The organism is Streptomyces katrae, assembly GCF_002028425.1.
GTDB lineage: Bacteria > Actinomycetota > Actinomycetes > Streptomycetales > Streptomycetaceae > Streptomyces > Streptomyces katrae_A.
In genome coordinates this window covers 500,113-521,639 of record NZ_CP020042.1, presented here as the reverse complement: position 1 = coordinate 521,639, position 21,527 = coordinate 500,113, and the positions used below count along the sequence as shown (strand labels likewise).

Sequence of the window (21,527 nt, the reverse complement as noted above, 5' to 3'; positions counted from 1 at the left end):
TCTCGCCACCCGTGCCGGGCACGTCGGTGCGGTCACCTCTAGGCAGCCGATCCAGAAGCGTCGCCAGACAGGTATTCGTCCTCCAGGTGGCGATCGTGGTCTTGCTCGCGGCCGGTGCGCTGCTGGCGCTGGTCCTCCAGTCGCGGCACGACGTCGACCGCGAGGCCCGCAACCGGTCCGTGGCCGTCGCGCAGACCTTCGCCCACTCCCTGGGCCTCCAGGCGGCGCTGAAGTCCCCCGACCCCTCGGCCGTCCTGCAGCCGCTCGCCGAACGGACCCGCAAGGACGCCGGGGTCGACTTCATCGTGGTCATGGACACCCACGGCATCCGCTACACCCACCCCCAGCCGGACCGCATCGGCAAACGGTTCGTCGGCACCATCGGCCCCTCCCTCGCCGGGCACACGTACACCGAGAGCGTGGACGGCCCACTCGGCAAGGAGATCCAGGCGGTGGTGCCGGTCACCGCGGCCGACGGCAAGGTCGTCGGCCTGGTGTCGGCGGGCCTCACCGTCAAGAACGTGACCGGCGTCGTCAACCGCCAGCTCCCCGTCATCCTGCTCTCCATCGCCGCCACCCTGGCCCTGGCCACCGCCGGCACGGCCCTGATCAGCAGACGGCTGAACCGGCAGACCCACGGGCTGGGCCCGCTCGAGATGACCCGCATGTACGAACACCACGACGCGGTGCTCCACGCCGTCCGCGAAGGGGTGCTGATCATCGACGGGGACGGGCGGCTGCTGCTCGCCAACGACGAGGCCAAACGGCTCCTCGGCCTGCCCGACGACGCCGACGGCCGCCACGTCGGGGACGTACCGGGCCTGGACCACCGGATGGCGGACCTGCTGCTCTCCGGCCGGGTGGCCACCGACGAGGTGCTGGAGACCGGCGAGCGGCTGCTCGTCGTCAACCAGCGGCGCACCCACCCCCGCGGCCGCGCCGACGGCGGCACGGCGGTCACCATCCGCGACTCGACCGAGATGCGGGTCCTGACCAGCCGCGCGGAGACCGCCCGCCGCCGCCTGAAGCTGCTCTACGACGCGGGCGGCGACATCGGCACCACCCTCGACGTGGTCCGCACCGCCGAGGAGCTCGCCGACGTCGCCGTCCCCCGCTTCGCCGACTTCGCCACGGTCGACCTGGCCGAACCGGTCCTCGACGGGGACGAACCCGGACCGGGCGCCGACATGCGCCGCACCGCGGTCAGCGGCATCCGCGCCGACCACCCCCTCTACCCCCGCGGCCTGCTCATCGACTTCCTGCCCTCCACCCCCCAGGCGCGCGGCTACGGCACCGGCGAGGCCGAGCTGGTGCCGGACCTCTCGGCCGAACCGGGCTGGCTCGCCCAGGACCCCCCTCGCACCCGCGCCATCATCGACTACGGGATCCACTCCCTGATCGCGGCCCCGCTCACCGCCCGGGGCGTGGTCCTCGGCGTGGTCAACTTCTGGCGCTCGCGCAAGCCCGAGCCCTTCGACGAGGACGACCTGTCGCTGGCCGTGGAACTCGTCGCCCGCGCCGCCGTCAGCATGGACAACGCCCGCCGCTACACCCGCGAGCACGCCCTCGCCGTCACCCTCCAGCGCAGCCTGCTGCCGCGCGCCCTGCCCGAGCAGAGCGCCGTGGACGTGGCGCACTTCTACCTGCCCGCGCAGTCCGGGGTGGGCGGGGACTGGTTCGACGTGATCCCGCTGCCGGGCTGCCGGGTCGCGCTGGTCGTCGGGGACGTCGTCGGACACGGACTGCACGCCGCCGCGACCATGGGACGGCTGCGCACCGCCGTGCACAACTTCTCCTCGCTCGACCTCGCCCCGGACGAGATCCTCGCCCGCCTGGACGACCTGGTCCAGCGCATCGACCACGACGACGAGGGCGACGGCGCGACCGGCTCCGTCCTCGGCGCGACCTGCCTGTACGCCGTATACGACCCGGTCTCCCGGCGCTGCACGCTGGCCCGCGCCGGACACCTCCCGCCCCTGGTGGCCGCCCCCGACGGCACCACCGAGATCGTGGACCTGCCGGCCGGGCCCCCGCTCGGGCTCGGCGGCATGCCCTTCGAGACGGCGGAGCTGGAACTGGCGGAGGGCAGCCGGCTCGTCCTGTACACCGACGGGCTGATCGAGGAGCGCGGCCGGGACATCGGCGAGGGGCTGGAACTGCTGCGCACCGCGCTGAGCGGCTCCGACGGCGACCCGCGCGAGACCTGCCGGGACATCCTCGACCTGCTGCTGCCCGCCCGCCCAGCCGACGACGTGGCCCTCCTCGTCGCCCGGACCCGGACCCTCGGCGCGGACCGGGTCGCCCAGTGGGACGTCCCGCTCGAACCGAGCGCGGTCGGCGAGATCCGCAGCGCGGCCGCCCGCACCCTGGAGGACTGGGGCCTGCCCGGGCTCGGCTTCGCCACGGAGCTGATCCTCAGCGAGCTGGTCACCAACGCCCTGCGCCACGGCAGCGGCCCGGTACGGGTGCGGCTGCTCCACGACCACGGCCTGACCTGCGAGGTCTGGGACGGCAGCAGCAACGCCCCGCACCTGAGGTACGCCGCCACCACCGACGAGGGCGGACGCGGCCTGTTCCTGGTGGCGCAGCTCAGTGAGCACTGGGGCACCCGCTACACCGCCGGCGGCAAGGTCATCTGGGCGGAGCTGGCGCCGCCCGGCTCCGGCGAGGGCGCGGAGGCGGATCCGACGGCCTTCCTCCTGGACGCCGAACCCCTCTGAGGGGCCCCGGGAGGGGCCCGCTCCGCCCCACCCGCGCGCCCCCGCACGGGCTTACCGCCGGTACCCCTTCCGGGTATCCCTTCCGAGGCCCCCCGATGATCATCCGCGGTGGCCCATAAGGGAGAATCCGGAACGCCGGGCACGACCATCCCGGCGGCACCGCACCGGTTACCACCGGCCCTACGCACGACAGGAGCACGCCCGTTGACCGAGGACAGGCGCGAACAGGTCCGACCCTTCCTGCGTGCGGGGGAGCACCTTGTCGCCGTGTGCGCGTACGAGCTCGGACCGGGCGTACCCACCCCGCCCGAGGACCTGCTGCCCCCGGCCGATCCCTCCCTCCACCGCCGCATCGAGGCGAAGCTGCCCAAGCCGCTGGCGCAGCTGGTGCGGACCCGGGTGATCGACCCCCGGCGTTCGCGGCCGGCCGCCGCGGCCGCCGCGGTGGACCGGCTGCCGGACGCCGTGGACCAGCTCGGCACCCGGCTGATGCACGGCAAGAGCATGGAGGGCGGCTGGGAGAGCACGGCCGGGCGCTTCCTCATCAGCCGGGCCGGAGCCCGCGGCTCGGTCACCGGCGTCCTCGCCGTCACCGACCGGCGCTGGTTCGGCCTCACCGACGTCTCGCACCTGTGGCAGTCGACGCCCGTGATGAAGGAGTACTGGGAGGCACCCCGCTCGGCCGTCGCCGCCGTGCGCGCCCGGCCGACGGGCGTGCTCCAGCGGGGCCGGATGGACCTGGAGTTCACGGACGGCTCCTGGGTCGCCCTGCTGGCGTCCGTACCCGCGCAGGCGGTCCCCTTCGCGGAGGCGGCGGCCCACTACCGCTGAGCCCGGCCCGGGCCCCCCGCGGATGCCCGGCGCCCGGGAGCGCCGGCACGGGCGTGCCCGTCCCGGGCGCGTTATGCCGTGGTGTCCGGTCCCGCCACCGGCGCTGAGCCCGGCCTGGGGCCTGTCGGCAAAGTCCCGTCTGCCCCGCGACGCTCCCCCGGCTACCGCTGGGAGGTGCCCCCAGGCACGCACTCTCGCCGCACCGGGAGCACGCACCAGACGCCGCGGGGCCGCCCTCCGGGCGACGACGGGACTTTGACGACAGGCCCTGGGGCCGTCACGCGCTCCGGCCCCGGGAGCGCCCGCCCGGGCATGCCCCCCGGCACGTACCGGCGCCGGCACCACGCCCTCGGCCGACGGCCGCCCGGGACACCCCCCGGCCCTGCCCCGGCGGCGCGCATGGCCGCCGTGGCGGCGGGGAAGACGCCCGGCCACAGCCCCGCGAGCCGGCGCGAGCCGGCCGCCGACGCGCAGGAGGCCGTGATGGACGGCAGCGGACTCTCGCACCGGGAGCAAAGGGCCCTGACCGCGATCGAACGCGCCCTGCGCGCGGACCCGCGCTTCGACCGCGCCATGACGTTCGGCACCCGCCTCTTCCCCCAGGAACCCGACCCGGCCGGCCGGCCGCGCGGCGCCCGCCACGGCGCGCTGACCGGCACGGTCTGCGCCATGGCCGTGGCCGCCCTCGCCCTGCTGCCCCTGGCCGTCGCCACCTCCGAGCCCGCCCTCATCGCCGCCTTCACCTTCTCGTACGCGGCCACCCTGGCAGGGCTGTTCGTCCTGGTGCGCCGCTGGTGCCGGCGCGGCGGCTGAGTGCGCCCGGGGCCGGGCCCGGGATTGCCGGGACGGCCGGCGGGCAGGCGCCGTGCATGACCTTCGAGCACCCCGCGAAGAAGACCGGCACGGGCCGCCGCGGCCGCTTCGAGACCCTGGCCGAACTGGCCTCGAACTTCACGAGCTCCGCGGCCTTCCTGCTGCTCTGCGTGACCCTGGTGGCCGGCTTCGCCGCCGTCCACGTGGCCCGGCTGCCGGTGGAGTGGCAGCACCTGGCGGGCGACGCCATGGGCGCCCTGTCGCTCCTGCTGCTGGCCCTGCTGAAGAACTCCGAACGCCGGGCCGAACACGCCATCCAGCGCAAGCTCGACGCCATCGCCGCCGCCCTCCTGGAGCAGCAGGAGGGCGACTGGAGCGAGGCCCACCAGGACCTGGAGGACGCCATCGGCATGGAAGACCGGCTCTGACGGCACCCCGCCGGCCGTCCCCCCGGGGCCGACTGGCCCCCGGCCGGGCCGCTTTCGAGTGACACCGCCGCCCGCCTGCGCCCCCGCACCGGGCCGGACCCGCCACGATCGCAGGCGGCCGGTCATGAACCGGTCACGATCTGCCGATCGGGCCGGACGCCACCGCGCCCCGGACCCCGGACCGCCGCGGGAGACCACGTGCACGTCCTGCTCCTCGCGAGCGCCTTCAACAGCCTCACCCAGCGGGTCCACGCCGAGCTGCGCGACCACGGCCACAGCGTGGCCGTCGAACTCGCCCTCGCCGACCGCCCCCTCGCCGAGGCCGTCCGCGACCACGCCCCCGACCTCGTCCTCGCGCCGATGCTGCGCACCGCGATCCCCGAAGAGGTCTGGTCCGCTCACCCCTGTCTGATCGTCCACCCCGGCCCGGTCGGCGACCGCGGCCCCTCCTCCCTCGACTGGGCCGTCCAGGAGGGCCGCACCCGCTGGGGGGTGACCGTCCTGCAGGCCGAGGCCGAGATGGACGCCGGCCCCGTCTGGGCCACCGCCGAGTGCACCGTCCCGGCGGTCGGCAAGAGCGACCTCTACCGCGGGGAGATCGCCGACGCGGCCCTGGAGGCCGTCCTGCTCGCCGTGGAGCGCTTCGCCGGCGGAACGTACGTCCCGCGGCCCCAGCACGCCACCGAGGCCCGCCCCGCCCTGCGCCAGGAGGGCCGCCGCATCGACTGGGAGAGCGACGGCACCGAGCGGATCCTGCGGGTGCTGCGCGCCGCCGACTCCCGGCCCGGCGTACGCGACGAACTGCTCGGCGCGCAGTGGTACCTGCACGGCGGGCACCCCGAGGACCGGCTGCGCGGCCGCCCCGGCGAACTGCTGGCCACCCGCGCCGGAGCCATCTGCCGGGCCACGGCCGACGGCGCCGTGTGGATCCCGGAGCTACGGGCCCGCCAGGCGCCCGGAGAGCCCCCCGCCCCCCGCCTCCCGGCCGTCCTCGCCCTCGGCGACCGGCTGCCCCCGCTGCGCGAACACCCCGCGCCCCTGCACAGCAGCCCCCGCCGCCGCACCTGGTCCGACATCCGCTACCGGGAGGAGGGGCAGACCGGCTTCCTCTCGTTCTCCTTCCCCTCCGGCGCCATGGACACCGGCCGCTGCCGCCGGCTGCTGGAGGCCTACCGGAACGCCCTCTCCCGCCCCACCTCGGTCCTCGTCCTCGGCGGCGGCCGCGACTTCTTCTCCAACGGCATCCACCTGGGCGTGATCGAGGCCGCCGCCGACCCGGCCGCGGAGTCCTGGGCCAACATCAACGCCATGGACGACCTGGTCGAGGCGGTCCTGACCACCACCGACCGCCTCGTCGTCGCCGCCCTCGGCGGGAACGCCGCCGCGGGCGGCGCCATGCTCGCCCTCGCCGCCGACGAGGTCTGGTGCCGCTCGGGCGTGGTGCTCAACCCCCACTACCGCCTGATGGGCCTGTACGGCTCCGAGTACTGGACGTACACCCTGCCGGCCCGCGTGGGCGCGGCCACCGCCTCCCGGCTCACCGAGGACGCCCTGCCGCTGAGCGCCGGCGCGGCGCTCGCCCTGGGCCTGTCCGACCGCACGGTCGCCTGCCCGCCGGAGGCCTTCGCCGAGGAGACGGCGCGGCTCGCGGCCCGCCTCGCCGGCCTGCCCGCCACCTCCGCCCGGATCGCCGCCAAGAAGGCCCGCCGGGAACAGGACGAGGCCCGGCGCCCGCTGGCCTCCTACCGGGAGGCGGAACTGGACCGGATGAAGCACGTCTTCGACGACCCGCACGCCCCCTACCACGCCCTGCGCCGGGCCTTCGTCCGCAAGGAGCCCGCCCGGCAGACCCCGCCCCACCTCACGCGCCGCACCGCCCCCGCCCCCGCACCCGGCGCCGGCCGCCCGGACGGCCCCGTCGTCACTGGACCGGCCGTACAAGACAGCGCGTCCCCGGCGGGCTCCTGCTAGCAAGGAAGCGGTGCGGTCCGCCGCCCGCCCCCTCCCCACCCCCCGCATCCCCTCCGAAGGAGGCCCCGCATGGATGCAGCAACGTCGGACCAGGCAGAGGACCCGACGATCCACATCCTCTGGATCAACGCCGGACTGAGCTGTGACGGCGACTCGGTCTCCCTCACGGCGGCGATGCAGCCGAGCATCGAGGAGATCGTCACCGGGGTCCTGCCGGGCCTGCCCAAGGTGGCCGTGCACTGGCCCCTGATCGACTTCGAGTGCGGTCCCGTCGGCGGAGCCGACACCTTCGTCGAATGGTTCTTCAAGGGCGAGCGCGGCGAGATCGACCCGTTCGTGCTCGTCGTCGAAGGATCCATCCCCAACGAGTCGATCAAGCCCGAGGGCTACTGGTGCGGCTTCGGCGACGACCCCCGCACCGGCCAGCCGATCACCACCAGCGAGTGGATCGACCGGCTCGCCCCCAAGGCGCTCGCCGTGGTCGCCATCGGCACCTGCGCCACGTACGGCGGCATCCACGCCATGGAGGGCAACCCCACCGGCGCCATGGGCGTGCCCGACTACCTCGGCTGGGACTGGACCTCCAAGGCCGGCATCCCGATCGTCTGCGTGCCGGGCTGCCCCATCCAGCCCGACAACTTCTCCGAGACCCTGACCTACCTGCTGTACCAGGCGGCGGGCTCGGCCCCCATGATCCCGCTGGACGACAAGCTCCGGCCGACCTGGCTGTTCGGGCAGACCGTCCACGAGGGCTGCGACCGCGCCGGGTTCTACGAGCAGGGCCAGTTCGCCCACACCTACGACTCGCCGCAGTGCCTGGTCCGGCTCGGCTGCTGGGGTCCCGTCGTCAAGTGCAACGTCCCCAAGCGCGGCTGGATGAACGGCATCGGCGGCTGCCCGAACGTGGGCGGCATCTGCATCGCCTGCACCATGCCGGGCTTCCCCGACAAGTTCATGCCGTTCATGGACGCGCCCCCCGGCTCCCACGTGTCCGCGAAGGCCAGTGGCGCCTACGGGGCCGTGGTCCGCCGGCTGCGCGCGGTCACCCTGCACACCGTCGACCAGGAACCCAAGTGGCGCCACGCCGGCGGCAAGCTCACCACCGGCTACCGCCCGCCCTGGTGACGGACCGCCCTCCCCGCGGTCCGCACCGATTCCGTCCCGCTCCACCCCGTACCGAACGAAGGGTCACGGCACAGACGATGGCACCGAAGACGAACGCGGCCGGCGACGGCAGCGGCCTGGTCGAGATGGCCTGGGATCCGATCACCCGGATCGTGGGCAGCCTCGGCATCCACACGAAGATCGACTTCAAGCAGAAGCGCGTCGCCGAGTGCTACAGCACCTCGTCGGTCTTCCGCGGCTACAGCGTCTTCATGCGAGGCAAGGACCCCCGCGACGCGCACTTCATCACCAGCCGCATCTGCGGCATCTGCGGGGACAACCACGCCACCTGCTCCGTCTACACGCAGAACATGGCCTACGGGGTCAAGCCGCCGCACCTCGCCGAGTGGATCATCAACCTCGGCGAGTCGGCGGAGTACATGTTCGACCACAACATCTTCCAGGAGAACCTGGTCGGGGTCGACTACTGCGAGAAGATGGTCCGCGAGACCAACCCCGGCGTCCTCGAACTCGCCGAGCGCACCGAGGCCCCGCACGCCGGCGACCACGGCTACCGCACCATCGCCGACATCATGCGCTCCCTCAACCCCATCGAGGGCGAGTTCTACCGCGAGGCCCTCCAGGTCAGCCGGTACACCCGCGAGATGTTCTGCCTGATGGAGGGCCGCCACGTGCACCCCTCCACCCTCTACCCGGGCGGCGTCGGCACCATCGCCTCCGTCCAGCTGTTCACCGACTACATGAGCCGCCTCATGCGGTACTGCGAGTTCATGAAGCGGGTCGTCCCGCTCCACGACGACCTGTTCGACTTCTTCTACGAGGCCCTTCCCGGCTACGAGGAGGTCGGACGGCGGCGCGTGCTGCTGGGCTGCTGGGGCGCCCTCAACGATCCGGAGTACTGCGACTTCACCTACGCCAACATGACCGACTGGGGACGGAAGATGTTCGTCACCCCGGGCGTCGTCGTCGACGGCAAGCTGGTCACCAACGACCTCACCGAGATCAACCTCGGCATCCGCATCCTGCTCGGCAGCTCGTACTACGACGACTGGGAGGGCCGCGAGCAGTTCGTCACCCACGACCCGCTCGGCAACCCCGTCGACCCCCGCCACCCCTGGAACCAGCACACCATCCCCGCCCCGCAGAAGCGCAACTTCGACGACAAGTACAGCTGGGTGATGTCCCCCCGCTGGTTCGACGGCAAGGACCACCTGCCGCTCGACACCGGCGGCGGCCCCCTCGCCCGCCTGTGGTCCACCGCCCTGTCCGGGCTCGTCGACGTCGGCTACGTCAAGGCCACCGGCCACAGCGTGATCATCACCCTGCCGCGCACCATGACCAAGCCGGAGACCACCTTCGAGTGGAAGATCCCGAAGTGGTCCAACGCGCTGGAACGCAACCGCGCCCGCACCTACTTCCAGGCCTACGCCGCCGGCATCGCCCTGCACTGCGCCGAGCAGGGCCTGGCCGAGGTCCGCGCCGGACGCACCCAGACCTGGGAGAAGTTCGAGGTCCCGGACCAGTCCATCGGCTGCGGCTTCACCGAGGCCGTCCGCGGCGTCCTCTCCCACCACATGGTCATCCGCGACGGGAAGATCGCCAACTACCACCCGTACCCGCCCACCCCGTGGAACGCCAGCACCCGCGACACCTTCGGCACCCCGGGCCCCTACGAGGACGCCGTGCAGAACACGCCGATCTTCGAGGAGAACGCCCCGGAGAACTTCAAGGGCATCGACATCATGCGCGCCGTGCGCAGCTTCGACCCCTGTCTGCCCTGCGGGGTCCACATGTACGTCGGCGGCGGCAAGACCGTGAAGACCATGCACGTCCCCACCGGCCTGAGCGGACTCGGCGGATGAGCGCCGCCGCCGACGCCCGGCAGGCGGGCGCACGCGTCGAGGAGGTGCTCGACGGGCTGGCCGCCTCCGGCGACCGCGCCGCCTGCGCGGCCGCCGAGGAACTCGTCCGCGTCCTCATGGAGTTCTACGGGGCCGGCCTCGCCCGGATCACCGAGCGGCTCGGCGCCGGGGCCCTGGCCCCGCTGCTGGACGACGACCTCGTGGCGAGCCTGCTCACCCTGCACGGCCTGCACCCCGAGGACGTCGACACCCGCATCGAACGCGCCCTGCGCAGCGCCGGCACCCCCGCCCGGCCCCTGGGCTTCGACGCCGCCACCGGGGTCCTGCGGCTGCGCACCACCCCCGCCGAGACCTCCGGCTGCGGCTGCGGCTCAGGCGACCCCACCCGCGCGGCCCTGGAGGACGCCCTCGCCTGCTTCGCCCCCGAGGTGACCGGCGTCGACATCGAGACGCCCGCACCCCCACCGCCCCTGCTCCAGATCGGCACCCGCCCGCACACCCCGGCCCGGGTGCCGTGACGGGCCCCCGCCCCCGGGGGCTGCGCCGCTTCACCGGCCCCCGCCCGCCCCGCCCCGAGAGCTGCGAACTCTGCGGGACCCCCGTACCCCCGGACGGCCACCGCCACCTGGTGGAGACCGAGAAGCGGGCCCTGGTGTGCGCCTGCACCGCCTGCGCCCTCCTCTTCGACCGGCCGGGCACCCGCACCGGCCGGTACCGGGCCGTCCCCGACCGCTATCTCGCCGACCCCGGCCACCAGCTGGACGACACGGCCTGGGAACGGCTGAGGATCCCCGTCGGCGTGGCCTTCCTCTTCCGCAACGCCGCCCTCGGCCGCCTCGTCGCCCTCTACCCGAGCCCCGCCGGAGCCACCGAGAGCGAACTCGACCCCGACACCTGGCAGTCCGTCCTCGGCGCCGGCCGGCTCGCGGGCCTCCTCGAACCCGACGTGGAGGCCCTGCTGCTGCACCACACGCCCGGCCGCACCACCTGCCACCTGGTCCCCATCGACCTCTGCTACGAACTCGTCGGCAGGATGCGGCTGCTCTGGCGCGGCTTCGACGGCGGCGCCGAGGCCCGCGCCGCCCTCGACACCCTCTTCGCCCACGTCGAGGCCCGCGCCCGGATCCTCGCGGAGGCCGGCCCCTCATGACGGACCTCACCTTCACCTGCACCGGGGTTCGCGCCGACCCCTACGCCGCCGGGCCCACCCTCGTCCTGCGGCTGCGCATCACCGCGGCGGCCCCCGACACCCGGGTCCACGCCCTCGCCCTGCGCTGCCAGATCCGCATCGAACCGGCCCGGCGCGGCTACGGCCCCGAGGAGGCCGAAGCCCTCGCCGACCTGTTCGGCGACCGCTCCCGCTGGGGGAGCACCCTGAGGCCCGTGCAGTTCGCCCAGGTCGGCGTGATGGTGCCGGGGTTCACCGGGCAGACCGAGACCGACCTCGTCGTCCCCTGCACCTACGACATGGACATCGCCTGCGCCCGCTACTTCAACGCCCTCCAGGACGGCGAAGTCCCCCTGCTGCTGCTCTTCTCCGGCACCGCCTTCACCGGCGCCGGCGGCTTCCGCGTCGAACCCGTCCCCTGGGACCGCGAGGCCGTCTGCCGGATGCCCGTCGCCGTCTGGCAGGAGATGGTCGAACAGCACTTCCCCGGCTGCGGATGGCTGCGGCTGCCCCGCGACACCATGGCCGAACTGCTCGCCTACCGCTCCCGCCACGCCCTGGCCTCCTGGGAGACCACCCTGCGCGCCCTGCTGGCCGCCGCCGAACCCGCCCCGCCGCCGCTCCCGCTGCCCGGCACGCCCGCACCCCGCGTCACCGAGAGGGCCGCCCCATGACCACGACGGCCCCCACCACCACCGCCCACCGCTCCGGCCGCCGCTTCGAGACGGCCCGCCAGGTGGCCGACGCCGTCCTCTTCGAGGGCTACGTCCTCTACCCCTACCGGGCCTCCGCCGCCAAGAACCGGATGCGCTGGCAGTTCGGCGTCCTCGTGCCGCCCGCATGGGCCCCCGCCCAGGGCGAGCACAGCCTCCAGCGCACCGAGATCCTGATGGAACCGCGCGGCGCCGCCACCCTCTCCCTCGAACTGCGCTTCCTGCACGCCCAGCGCCGGACCGTGCAAGAGGCCCACGACGACGGCACGTTCACCGACACCGCAGGCCTCCACCTGCCCGACCGGGTCCTGGTCCCCTGGGACGAGGGCACCGAGGAGCGGGTCGAACTGCGCGTGGCCGTCCCCGAACTGACGCAGAAGGAGATCGTCCTCCCCTTCACCCGCCCCGCCCGCGAGGACACCGAACCGGTGCTCGACGACCGCGGCCGGACCGTCGGCCGCCTGGTCCGGCGCACCCAGGAGGTCGAGGGCGTGGTACGCCTGCACGCGGAGGAACTGGAAGGACCCTACCGGGTCCTGAAACTCACCGCCGTGGTCGAGAACACCAGCCCCTGGACCCCCGACGGCCCCGCCGCCCGCGAGGAGGCCCTGCCCCGCTCGCTGGTCGCCGCCCACCTCCTGCTGGGCCTCGCCCCGGGCTCCTTCCTGTCCATGACCGACCCGCCCGAATGGGCCCGGTCCGCCGTCGCCGCCTGCGCGAACCTCCACACCTGGCCGGTCCTGGCCGGCGAGGACGGCCGCGCCGACGTGGTCCTCTCCTCCCCGATCATCCTGGAGGACCACCCCGCCATCGCCCCCGAGAGCGCCGGGGCGATGTACGACGCCACCGAGATCGACGAGATCCTCGCCCTGCGCACCGCCGCCCTCACCGACGAGGAGAAGCGCGAGGCACGCGGCACGGACGCGCGCGCCGCGGCCGTCGTAGACCTGGCCGACACCCTGCCGCCCGAGGTACTGGAACGGCTCCACGGGGCGGTGCGCTCCCTGCGCGGCGCCACCGGGGGGACGGCGCCCGGGGAGCCCCCGCCGGACGCCCTCTTCACCCCGGACACCCCCTGGTGGGACCCGGCCGGCACCGCCCCCGCCGAACCCGCGCCCGAGCGGGTCCTGGTCGACGGCACACCCGTCGGCCCCGGCAGTCGCGTGACGCTCCGCCCCGGCCTGCGGCGCACCGACGCCCAGGACCTCTTCCTCCAGGGCCGCACCGCACGCGTGGAGGAGGTCCTGCACGACGTCGACGGGGGAGTGCACCTGGCCGTGACCGTGGAGGGCGACCCGGGCGCCGACATCCGCCGCGAACAGGGCCGCTTCCTGTACTTCCAGCCCGACGAGGTGACCGCCCTGGAGGAGCCGTGAGCGGCCGGGTCCTGATCGCCGGCATCGGCAACGTCTTCCTCGGCGACGACGGCTTCGGCGTCGAGACGGTGCGGGCCCTGTCCGCGCACGCCCTGCCCGGCCACGTGGAGGTGGCCGACTTCGGCGTGCGCGGGGTGCACCTGGCCTACCAGCTCCTCGACGGCTACGACACCCTCGTCCTGGTCGACGCCACCCAACGCGGCGGCGACCCGGGCACCCTGTACCTGATCGAGGAGCCCGGCTCCGCCCCGGCGGGCGCCGGCCGCCCCGTCCTGGACGGCCACCACATGACCCCCGACGCCGTCCTCGGCCTGCTGGGCACCCTGTGCGCCGGCACCGGTTCCCGCCCGCCCCGGCGCACGTACGTCATCGGCTGCGAACCCGCCCTCCTGGAGGAGGGCATCGGGCTGAGCGCCCCCGTGGCCGCCGCGGTGCCGGAGGCCGTACGGATGCTCCTGGACCTCCTGCAGGCCCAGGAGGCGGAGCCCGGGCCGGACCCAAGCAACCGGTGCGAACTGAGGAGAACCCCATGAAGAAGGCCTTCGTCTGCGGAGCCGTCGCCCTGGCCGTGGCCGCCGTACTCGCGCAGACCTTCCCCGACATCAAGCGCTACCTGCGGATCCGCCGCATGTGACCCCGCGCGTCCGAACGGAGGACGGGGCGGGCGGCGCGTCGGCGCGCCCGCCCCGCCCGCTGCGGTCCCGCCGCTGTAATGGGGCCCGGCAGGACGGAGTCCGATGCACGAGATGTCGATCGCCATGGCCGTCGTGGACCAGGTGGCGGAGGCGGCCCCAGCCGGAGCGGCACGCTCCGTGAGCCGGGTGGAGCTGGAGATCGGGGAACTGGCCGGTGTCGTCCCCGACGCCCTGGCCTTCTCCTTCGAACTGGCCTGCACCGGCACCCCCCTCGAAGGCGCCGAACTCGTCACCCACCGCGTGGCGGCCCGCGCCCGCTGCGCTTCCTGCACGGGCGAGTGGGCCGTCGGCATGCCCCCCGACCTGACCTGCCCCCGCTGCGCGAAGGCCACTCCCGTGGAGCTCCTCTCGGGGCGCGAACTGCGGATCCTGCGCGTGGTCTGGGACGACGCCCTCGAACCGATCCCCGAGGAGGCCTGACCGTGTGCCGAGAGGCCGACCTGCGACGAGCGGTGCTCGCGAAGAACGACGGGGCCGCGCAGGCCCTGCGCGCCGAACTCACCGCCCGCGGAACGACCGTGGTCAACCTGCTCTCCAGCCCCGGGAGCGGGAAGACGGCCCTGCTGGAACGCGAGTTGACGCTGGCCCGGGAACGGGGCGTGTCCGTGGCCGCCCTGACGGCCGACCTGGCGACGGAGAACGACGCGACCCGGCTGGCCCGTTCGGGCGTCCCCGTCCAACAGGTCCTCACCGACGGCCTGTGCCACCTCGAAGCGCACATGCTGGGCCGTTACCTGGACGGCTGGCTCCCCGAGGACACCCGCCTCCTGTTCGTCGAGAACGTCGGCAACCTCGTCTGCCCGGCCTCCTACGACCTGGGCGAGTCCCTGCGCGTGGTCCTGGCCTCGGTGACGGAGGGCGAGGACAAGCCCCTGAAGTACCCGACCGCCTTCGGCCCGGCCCAGCTGGTGGTCATCACCAAGACCGACATCGCGGAGGCCGTCGGCTTCGACGAGGCCGCCTTCCGCGCGAACGTCCAGCAGGTCAACCCCGGCGTGCGGATCCTGCGCACCTCCGCCCGCTCGCTGGAGGGCACGGGCCTCCTCCTGGACCACGCCCTGGCCATCGCGGGGGGCACCCGCGCCCACAACCCGGTGATGTCCCGCCACGCACACCCCCACACCCACACCCACGAACCCCACCACGACCACACCCATGACCACGACCACGGCCACGGACCGGCGCAGCCGCCGGAAACGGTTCGGGGCCGGCCCGGGGACGGCCCCGCGGGATCCCCGCCCGCGGTCCACCCGGCACCGGCCCCCGCGGGCACGGCCGGGCTCCACTGATGGAGGCCGCGGAACGCCGCCGCGTCACCGTCCGCGGCGTGGTCCAGGGCGTCGGATTCCGCCCGTACGTCTACACCCGCGCCACCACCCTCGGCCTGGCCGGCCACGTCACCAACACCCCCGAAGGCGTGGTCGCCGAGGTCGAGGGCCCCCGGTCTGCGGTGGCGGCGTTCTGCGACCGCCTCGCCGCCGACGCCCCGCCCCTGGCGGTCGTCGACACCGTCGACCACCGCCCCGTCCCGGCCACCGGCGGCGCCGGTTTCACCATCATCGCCTCCCGCACCGGCGGCCCGCCCCGCACCCTGGTCTCCCCGGACACCGCCACCTGCGCCGACTGCCTCGCCGAACTCGCGGACCCGGCCGACCGCCGCCACCGCCACCCCTTCATCACCTGCACCCACTGCGGACCCCGCTTCACCATCGTCACCGGGCTGCCCTACGACCGCGCCCACACCACCATGGCCCGCTTCCCGATGTGCCCCGACTGCGCCCGCGAGTACAGCGACCCCGCCGACCGCCGCTTCCACGCCCAGCCCGTCGCCTGCCCGGCCTGCGGCCCCCGCCTGCGGCTGCTCACCGGCCGCCCGCCCCGCGCCACCACCACCGCCGACCCCGTCGCACGGGCCCGCCGGCTGCTGGCCGAAGGCGCCGTCCTCGCCGTGAAGGGCCTCGGCGGCTACCACCTGGCCTGCGACGCCGCAAACGCCGAAGCCGTGGCCGGACTGCGCCGCCGCAAGGAACGCGGGGACAAACCCTTCGCCCTGATGGCCCGCGGCCTCGACGACATCGAGCGCATCGCCGAACTCGGCCCCGGCGAACGGGAACTGCTCACCGGATCCGTCCGCCCCATCGTCCTGCTCCGCCGCCGGGCCGCCACCGCCCCGGAGCTCGCCGACGCCGTCGCCCCCGGCAGCCCCGACCTCGGCGTGATGCTCCCCTACACCCCCCTGCACCACCTGCTGCTCGGCCTGCCCGGCGACCCGCCCGGACCCCGCCTGCTCGTCATGACCAGCGGCAACCTCTCCGGTGAACCCATCGTCACCGACGACGACGAGGCCCTGGAACGCCTCGCCCACCTCGCCGACGCCTGGCTCACCCACGACCGCCCGATCCACGTCCCCTGCGACGACTCCGTCGTCCGCCTCTGCGACGGACAACCCCTGCTCCTGCGGCGCTCGCGCGGCTACGCCCCCCTGCCGCTCACCCTCCCCCTGACCGTCCCCGCCACCCTCGCCGCCGGCGGCGACCTGAAGAACGTCCTCTGCCTCGGCGAAGGCCGGCGCGCCTGGCTCTCCGCCCACATCGGCGACATGGACGACCTCGCCACCCAGGACGCCTTCGCCCACGCCCAGCGCCAGCTGTCCGCCCTCACCGGGGTCGCCCCCGCCCTGCTCGCCGCCGACCGGCACCCCGGCTACCGCTCCGGCCGCTGGACCCGCGACCACGCGGCGGGCCGCCCGCTGGTCCCCGTCCAGCACCACCACGCCCACATCGCCTCCGCCCTGGCCGAACACGGCCACGACGGCGGCAGCCGGGTGATCGGCGTCGCCTTCGACGGCACCGGCTACGGCGACGACGGCGCCGTCTGGGGCGGGGAGGTCCTCCTCGCGGACTACCGCGGCTACACCCGCTTCGCCCACCTCGCCTACGTCCCGCTGCCCGGCGGCGACGCGGCCGTGCGCCGCCCGTACCGCATGGCCCTGTCCCACCTGCGCGCCGCCGGCCTCGCCCGGACCCCGGACCTGCCCTGCACCGCCGCCTGCCCGCCCGGTGAACTGCGGGTACTGGAAACCCAGCTGGAGCGCGGACTGAACTGCGCGCCCACCTCCAGCATGGGCCGGCTCTTCGACGCCGTCTCCTCCCTCGCCGGGATCTGCCAGCAGGCCGGCTACGAGGCCCAGGCCGCCGTCGAACTGGAGGCCGCAGCCCTCCAGGCGCCACCCGACCGCGGCGCGTACGCCTTCGGCCTGCGCCTGCCGCCGCCCGGCGCGACGGCCCCCGTGACCGCCGACCCGGCGCCCGTCCTGGCCGCCGCGGTGGCCGACGTACGGGCGGGCACGCCCCGCCCGCTGATCGCCGCCCGTTTCCACGCGGCGGTCGCCGCCCTGGTCGCCGACCTCTGCGTGCTGGCCCGCGCCGGACACGGCCTGGAGACCGTCGCCCTGACCGGCGGGGTCTTCTGTAACACCCTCCTGTCCTCCGCGTGCGCCCGGACGCTGCGCGCGCGGGGGTTCACCGTCCTGCGCCAGCACCGGGTGCCGCCCAACGACGGCGGCCTGGCGCTCGGCCAGCTCATGGTGGCGGCAGCCACCGCCACGCCACACCCACCACAAGGAGACGCCCATGTGCCTGGCGGTACCCGGCAGAGTGCTTGAGATCGGGGAGAGGGACGGCACCCGCATGGCCACCGTCGACTTCGGCGGCGTACAGAAGGAGGTGTGCCTGGAGTACCTTCCGGACCTCCGGGTGGGGGAGTACGCCATCGTGCACGTGGGCTTCGCCCTCCAGCGGCTCGACGAGGAGTCGGCCCGCAAGACCCTCGGCCTGTTCGCCGAACTCGGCATGCTCCAGGAGGAGTTCGGTGACCCGTGGGAGCAGGCGGCCCGGTTCGGCGACGAGGAGGGCCCCTTCGGGGAGGACGACGGCGAAGGCCGCCCGGCCGAGGCGGCGGCGACGCGGAAGGAAGTGGGGCAGTGAAGTACATCGAGGAATTCCAGGACCCCGCCCTGGCCCGCAGGCTGCTCGACGACATCCGTGCCACGGTCACCCGCCCCTGGGCGCTGATGGAGGTCTGCGGCGGGCAGACCCACACCATCATCCGGCACGGCATCGACCAGCTCCTGCCCGACGAGGTCGAGCTGATCCACGGACCCGGCTGCCCGGTGTGCGTCACCCCGCTCGAGGTCATCGACAAGGCCCTGGAGATCGCCTCCCGCCCCGGGGTGATCTTCTGCTCCTTCGGGGACATGCTCCGCGTCCCCGGAACCGGCCGCGACCTCTTCCAGGTCCGCGGCGAGGGCGGCGACGTACGCGTGGTGTACTCGCCCCTCGACGCCCTCAAGACCGCCCGGCAGAACCCCGACCGCGAGGTCGTCTTCTTCGGCATCGGCTTCGAGACCACGGCCCCGCCCAACGCCATGGCGGTGTACCAGGCCAGGAAACTCGGCATCACCAACTTCAGCCTGCTCGTCTCGCACGTCCGGGTCCCCCCGGCCATCGAGGCGATCATGCGCTCGCCCAGCTGCCGGGTCCAGGGCTTCCTCGCCGCCGGACACGTGTGCAGCGTCATGGGCACCGCCGAGTACCCGGAGCTGGCGGACCGCCACCGCGTCCCGATCGTCGTCACCGGCTTCGAACCCCTGGACATCCTCGAAGGCGTACGACGCGCCGTACGGCAGCTGGAACGCGGCGAGCACACCGTCGAGAACGCCTACCCGCGCGCCGTCCGCCCCGAGGGCAACCCGGCCGCCCTCGCCATGCTCGCGGACGTCTTCGAGGTCACCGACCGCGCCTGGCGCGGCATCGGGACCATCCCGGACAGCGGCTGGCGGCTGTCCGAACGGTTCCGCGAGTACGACGCCGAACACCGCTTCCGCGTCACCGGCATCACCACCCGCGAGCCGGCCGCCTGCCGCAGCGGCGAGGTGCTCCAGGGGCTGATCAAACCGCACGAGTGCGAGGCCTTCGGCACCCTGTGCACCCCGCGCAGCCCGCTCGGCGCCACCATGGTCTCCAGCGAGGGCGCCTGCGCCGCCTACTACCTCTACCGGCGGCTCGACCTGGGGCCCGGCCCCGCCCGGCCCGCCACCACCCCGGACCGGCCCACCGTCCCGACCGCCCCGCTGGAGGCGAGCCCCGTTGCCTGAGACCGCACTCGACATCACGGCCTGGACCTGCCCGGCCCCCCTGCGCGACCGGCCCCGCGTGGTGATGGGCCACGGCGGCGGCGGAGCCCTGTCGGCGGAGCTGGTCCAGCACCTGTTCGCCCCCGCCTTCGGCGGCGAGGCCCTGGCCCGGCTCGGCGACTGCGCGGCGCTGCGCGTGGGCGGGCTCCGCCTGGCCTTCTCCACCGACTCGTACGTGGTGCGCCCGCTGTTCTTCCCGGGCGGGAGCATCGGCGGCCTCGCCGTCAACGGCACCGTCAACGACCTCGCCATGGGCGGTGCCCAGGCCGCCTACCTCTCCTGCGGGTTCATCCTCGAAGAAGGCGTGGAGATGGCCACCGTCGCCCGGGTCGCCGAGGACATGGGCGCCGCCGCGCGGGCCGCCGGCGTGGAGGTGGCCACCGGCGACACCAAGGTCGTCGAGATGGGCCACGGGGACGGCGTCTACGTCAACACCGCCGGGATCGGACTGATCCCGGACGGGGTCGACCTGCGCCCGCAGCGCGTCGTACCGGGCGACGTGGTGATCGTCAGCGGTGAGATCGGCCTGCACGGGGTCGCGATCATGAGCGTCCGGGAGGGGCTGGAGTTCGGCGTCGACATCGAGAGCGACTGCGCGGCCCTGGGCGGTCTCGTCCGCGCGATGCTCGCCGTCACCCCCGACCTGCACGTCCTGCGCGACCCCACCCGCGGCGGGCTCGCCGCCGCCCTGAACGAGATCGCGGCCGCCTCCGGCACCGGCGTCGTGCTGCACGAGGGACGCGTCCCGGTCCCGGAGGCCGTGGCGAACGCCTGCGCCATCCTCGGGCTCGACCCGCTCTACGTCGCCAACGAGGGCAAGCTGGTCGCCTTCGTCCCCCGTGAGCACGCCGAAGCCGTCCTCGACGCCATGCGCGCCCACCCGCTGGGCCGGCACGCGGCGGTGATCGGCGAGGCCGTCGAGGCCCACCCGGGCCTGGTCGTGGCGCGCACCGGCCTCGGCGGCACCCGTGTGGTGGACCTGCCGCTGGGGGAGCAGCTGCCCCGCATCTGCTGACCGGGACCCGCTGCCCGCCCGGCTACTTCGCCGGGCGGGCGTCGTCCGGCCAGCCGTACCCGGTGCGCGGCGGGTCGGGCACGGCCCCCACCGCCGCCAGGTCGCGGTCGGCGGCACGCATCAGCCGGGCGGACAGGTCGCGCATCGCCCGGCTCGCGGCCAGCTCGTCGCCGATCGCGGGCACGTCCACGTCCTGCGGATTGCACCGGGCCCGGCCGCTGCCCGTGATCGTGGTCCTGCCGTTGTCCAGCACGGCCCGGGCCCTGGTGGTGCCGTCCTCCTCCACGAGGTAGAGGTCCACCCTCCACTCCTCGGCGTGTGTCATGTCCTGCCTCCTCGCCGTGGCCGGGCCCCGTTCCCAGGATCCCCCCGCGCGCGCCGCACGCAAAGCCCGCGCCCGCCGGAATTCCACCACCGGCCGACGCGGGAAGGGCTCGTGCCCCCGGCCGGATCCGGTACGGCGGCCGCGGCCCGGACACCGTCCGGGCGTCAGGCGGCGGTCCAGCCGCCGTCCATCGGCAGCGAGGCACCGGTGACGTGCGCGGTGTGCGGGCCGCACAGCCACACGGCGACCGCCGCCACCTCCTCGGGCTCGATCAGCCGCTTGATGGCCGAGCCGCGCAACAGCACCTCCTCGACGATCCGTTCGGCGGGGATGCCGTGCGCCTCGGCCTGGGCGGCGATCTGCCGCTCCACCAGCGGGGTGCGGACGTAGCCGGGGCTGACGCAGTTGCTCGTCACCCCGTGCGGGGCGCCTTCCAGGGCGGTGACCTTGCTCAGGCCCTCCAGCCCGTGCTTGGCCGCCACGTAGGCGGACTTGAAGGCGCTGGCCCGCAGTCCGTGCACGCTGGAGATGTTGACCACCCGGCCCCAGCCGCGCCCGTACATGTGCGGCAGCACCCGGCGCAGCAGCAGGAACGGGGCGTGCACCATCACCCGCTGGATCAGCTCGAACCGCTCGGGCGGGAACTCCTCGATGGCGGCGACGTGTTGCAGCCCCGCGCTGTTGACCAGGATGTCCACGGCGGGCGGGAGGCCGTCGATGGCGGCGGGGTCGGCGAGGTCGGCCGTGTGGGCCGTCCCGCCGACGGCCGCGGCCACGGCCTTCGCCGCGTCTGCGTCCACGTCCACGACGTGCACGAACGCCCCGGCGTCGGCCAGGGCCACGGCGCAGGCGCGCCCGATGCCGCTGCCGCCGCCGGTCACCAGGGCCACCCGGCCCGCGGGGCCGGGCCCCATGGGGCCGCCGCCGTCCGCCGGGGCGGGCACGCCGGCGCCGGACGCGATGCTGGAAGATCCGCTCGTCATGTACCGAACGGTAGGGACCCCCGCCGCCGTCTGCCGATGTGTGCCGCCCCCACACTCCGCCCGCCGCCCATGGCGGGAACCGACAGGGGTGGAGCGGGTGCGCGGGTCAGCCGCGAGGGGTGAAGCCCGGTTAGTGGGTGCGCCAGCCCGGCAGTCCGCCCGACGGGGGCCGGCCCGCCATCACCTGGGCGAGGTGGCGGAGGATCTCCTCCGCCTCACGGCGGACCTGACCCGGCACATCGCCTCGCTCGCGTACGAGCCGGTCGTAGATCGGCGCTTCACTGCTGGTGCTGCTCACTTAGGACGTC

Annotated in this window: 22 protein-coding genes; 19 read left to right on the top strand and 3 right to left on the bottom strand. The window is 74.5% G+C overall.

The window, feature by feature from the left end:
• Positions 1-26: 26 nt before the first annotated feature.
• The 19 genes from B4U46_RS02650 (at position 27) to hypE (ending at position 19,911) form a co-directional block, all read left to right on the top strand.
• The gene (locus tag B4U46_RS02650) at positions 27-2,720 is read left to right on the top strand and encodes a SpoIIE family protein phosphatase (RefSeq protein WP_398898853.1); all 2,694 of its coding nucleotides are present in this window, start codon (positions 27-29) and stop codon (positions 2,718-2,720) included.
• A gap of 204 nt (positions 2,721-2,924) precedes the next feature.
• Positions 2,925-3,551: a hypothetical protein gene (locus B4U46_RS02645; protein ID WP_079423694.1), complete on the top strand. Its 627-nt coding sequence runs from the start codon at positions 2,925-2,927 to the stop codon at positions 3,549-3,551.
• Between the two features lie 312 nt (positions 3,552-3,863).
• Positions 3,864-4,364: a DUF3040 domain-containing protein gene (locus tag B4U46_RS02640; RefSeq protein WP_107438214.1), complete on the top strand. Its 501-nt coding sequence runs from the start codon at positions 3,864-3,866 to the stop codon at positions 4,362-4,364.
• A 56-nt stretch (positions 4,365-4,420) separates the two neighbouring features.
• The gene (locus B4U46_RS02635) at positions 4,421-4,792 is read left to right on the top strand and encodes a hypothetical protein (protein WP_079423689.1); all 372 of its coding nucleotides are present in this window, start codon (positions 4,421-4,423) and stop codon (positions 4,790-4,792) included.
• 198 nt (positions 4,793-4,990) lie between these two features.
• Positions 4,991-6,763 carry a hydrogenase maturation protein gene (locus B4U46_RS02630; RefSeq protein ID WP_079423687.1) on the top strand — a complete coding sequence of 591 codons (1,773 nt, stop codon included), beginning with the start codon at positions 4,991-4,993 and terminating at the stop codon, positions 6,761-6,763.
• Positions 6,764-6,832: 69 nt separating this feature from the next.
• Positions 6,833-7,888, top strand: coding sequence for a hydrogenase expression protein HypE (locus tag B4U46_RS02625; protein WP_079423685.1), 1,056 nt, complete (start codon positions 6,833-6,835; stop codon positions 7,886-7,888).
• Between the two features lie 77 nt (positions 7,889-7,965).
• Positions 7,966-9,750, top strand: a complete 1,785-nt coding sequence (locus B4U46_RS02620; protein ID WP_079423683.1) for a nickel-dependent hydrogenase large subunit — start codon at positions 7,966-7,968, stop codon at positions 9,748-9,750.
• Entirely contained in the window at positions 9,747-10,268 is a 522-nt protein-coding gene (locus tag B4U46_RS02615) for a hypothetical protein (RefSeq protein WP_079423681.1), read from the top strand. The genes B4U46_RS02620 and B4U46_RS02615 overlap by 4 nt, the downstream gene beginning before the upstream one ends.
• Complete coding sequence (locus B4U46_RS02610; RefSeq protein WP_079423679.1) at positions 10,265-10,900, top strand: DUF5947 family protein; 636 nt, start codon at positions 10,265-10,267, stop codon at positions 10,898-10,900. Before B4U46_RS02615 ends, B4U46_RS02610 begins: the two co-directional genes overlap by 4 nt.
• A complete protein-coding gene (locus B4U46_RS02605) occupies positions 10,897-11,592 on the top strand; it encodes a DUF6084 family protein (protein WP_079423677.1) in 696 nt (231 codons plus the stop codon). Before B4U46_RS02610 ends, B4U46_RS02605 begins: the two co-directional genes overlap by 4 nt.
• The gene (locus tag B4U46_RS36195) at positions 11,589-13,007 is read left to right on the top strand and encodes a hypothetical protein (protein ID WP_107438213.1); all 1,419 of its coding nucleotides are present in this window, start codon (positions 11,589-11,591) and stop codon (positions 13,005-13,007) included. The genes B4U46_RS02605 and B4U46_RS36195 overlap by 4 nt, the downstream gene beginning before the upstream one ends.
• On the top strand, positions 13,004-13,540 hold the full coding sequence (locus B4U46_RS36190; protein ID WP_107438212.1) for a hydrogenase maturation protease: 537 nt from the start codon (positions 13,004-13,006) through the stop codon (positions 13,538-13,540). The genes B4U46_RS36195 and B4U46_RS36190 overlap by 4 nt, the downstream gene beginning before the upstream one ends.
• Positions 13,537-13,641 (top strand): DUF6893 family small protein, encoded by a 105-nt coding sequence (locus B4U46_RS40555; protein ID WP_398898854.1) that lies wholly within the window; start codon positions 13,537-13,539, stop codon positions 13,639-13,641. The genes B4U46_RS36190 and B4U46_RS40555 overlap by 4 nt, the downstream gene beginning before the upstream one ends.
• A gap of 103 nt (positions 13,642-13,744) precedes the next feature.
• A complete protein-coding gene (locus B4U46_RS02595) occupies positions 13,745-14,122 on the top strand; it encodes a hydrogenase maturation nickel metallochaperone HypA (protein WP_079423675.1) in 378 nt (125 codons plus the stop codon).
• Between the two features lie 2 nt (positions 14,123-14,124).
• Positions 14,125-14,991, top strand: a complete 867-nt coding sequence (hypB, locus tag B4U46_RS02590) for a hydrogenase nickel incorporation protein HypB (RefSeq protein WP_079423673.1) — start codon at positions 14,125-14,127, stop codon at positions 14,989-14,991.
• On the top strand, positions 14,991-17,366 hold the full coding sequence (gene hypF, locus B4U46_RS02585) for a carbamoyltransferase HypF (RefSeq protein ID WP_079423671.1): 2,376 nt from the start codon (positions 14,991-14,993) through the stop codon (positions 17,364-17,366). Before hypB ends, hypF begins: the two co-directional genes overlap by 1 nt.
• Positions 17,335-17,688 (top strand): HypC/HybG/HupF family hydrogenase formation chaperone, encoded by a 354-nt coding sequence (locus B4U46_RS02580; protein ID WP_079423669.1) that lies wholly within the window; start codon positions 17,335-17,337, stop codon positions 17,686-17,688. The genes hypF and B4U46_RS02580 overlap by 32 nt, the downstream gene beginning before the upstream one ends.
• The gene (gene hypD, locus B4U46_RS02575) at positions 17,685-18,857 is read left to right on the top strand and encodes a hydrogenase formation protein HypD (protein ID WP_079423667.1); all 1,173 of its coding nucleotides are present in this window, start codon (positions 17,685-17,687) and stop codon (positions 18,855-18,857) included. The genes B4U46_RS02580 and hypD overlap by 4 nt, the downstream gene beginning before the upstream one ends.
• Positions 18,850-19,911 (top strand): hydrogenase expression/formation protein HypE, encoded by a 1,062-nt coding sequence (gene hypE / locus B4U46_RS02570; protein WP_079423665.1) that lies wholly within the window; start codon positions 18,850-18,852, stop codon positions 19,909-19,911. The genes hypD and hypE overlap by 8 nt, the downstream gene beginning before the upstream one ends.
• 22 nt (positions 19,912-19,933) lie before the next feature.
• Here the strand turns inward: hypE and B4U46_RS02565 are convergent, their stop codons facing one another.
• From B4U46_RS02565 to B4U46_RS37960, 3 genes are all read right to left on the bottom strand, one after another.
• Positions 19,934-20,236, bottom strand: a complete 303-nt coding sequence (locus B4U46_RS02565; RefSeq protein WP_079423663.1) for a DUF1876 domain-containing protein — start codon at positions 20,234-20,236, stop codon at positions 19,934-19,936.
• A gap of 164 nt (positions 20,237-20,400) precedes the next feature.
• On the bottom strand, positions 20,401-21,150 hold the full coding sequence (locus B4U46_RS02560) for a 3-hydroxybutyrate dehydrogenase (protein WP_237293266.1): 750 nt from the start codon (positions 21,148-21,150) through the stop codon (positions 20,401-20,403).
• A gap of 199 nt (positions 21,151-21,349) precedes the next feature.
• Positions 21,350-21,517 (bottom strand): hypothetical protein, encoded by a 168-nt coding sequence (locus B4U46_RS37960; protein WP_167747563.1) that lies wholly within the window; start codon positions 21,515-21,517, stop codon positions 21,350-21,352.
• Positions 21,518-21,527: the final 10 nt, after the last annotated feature.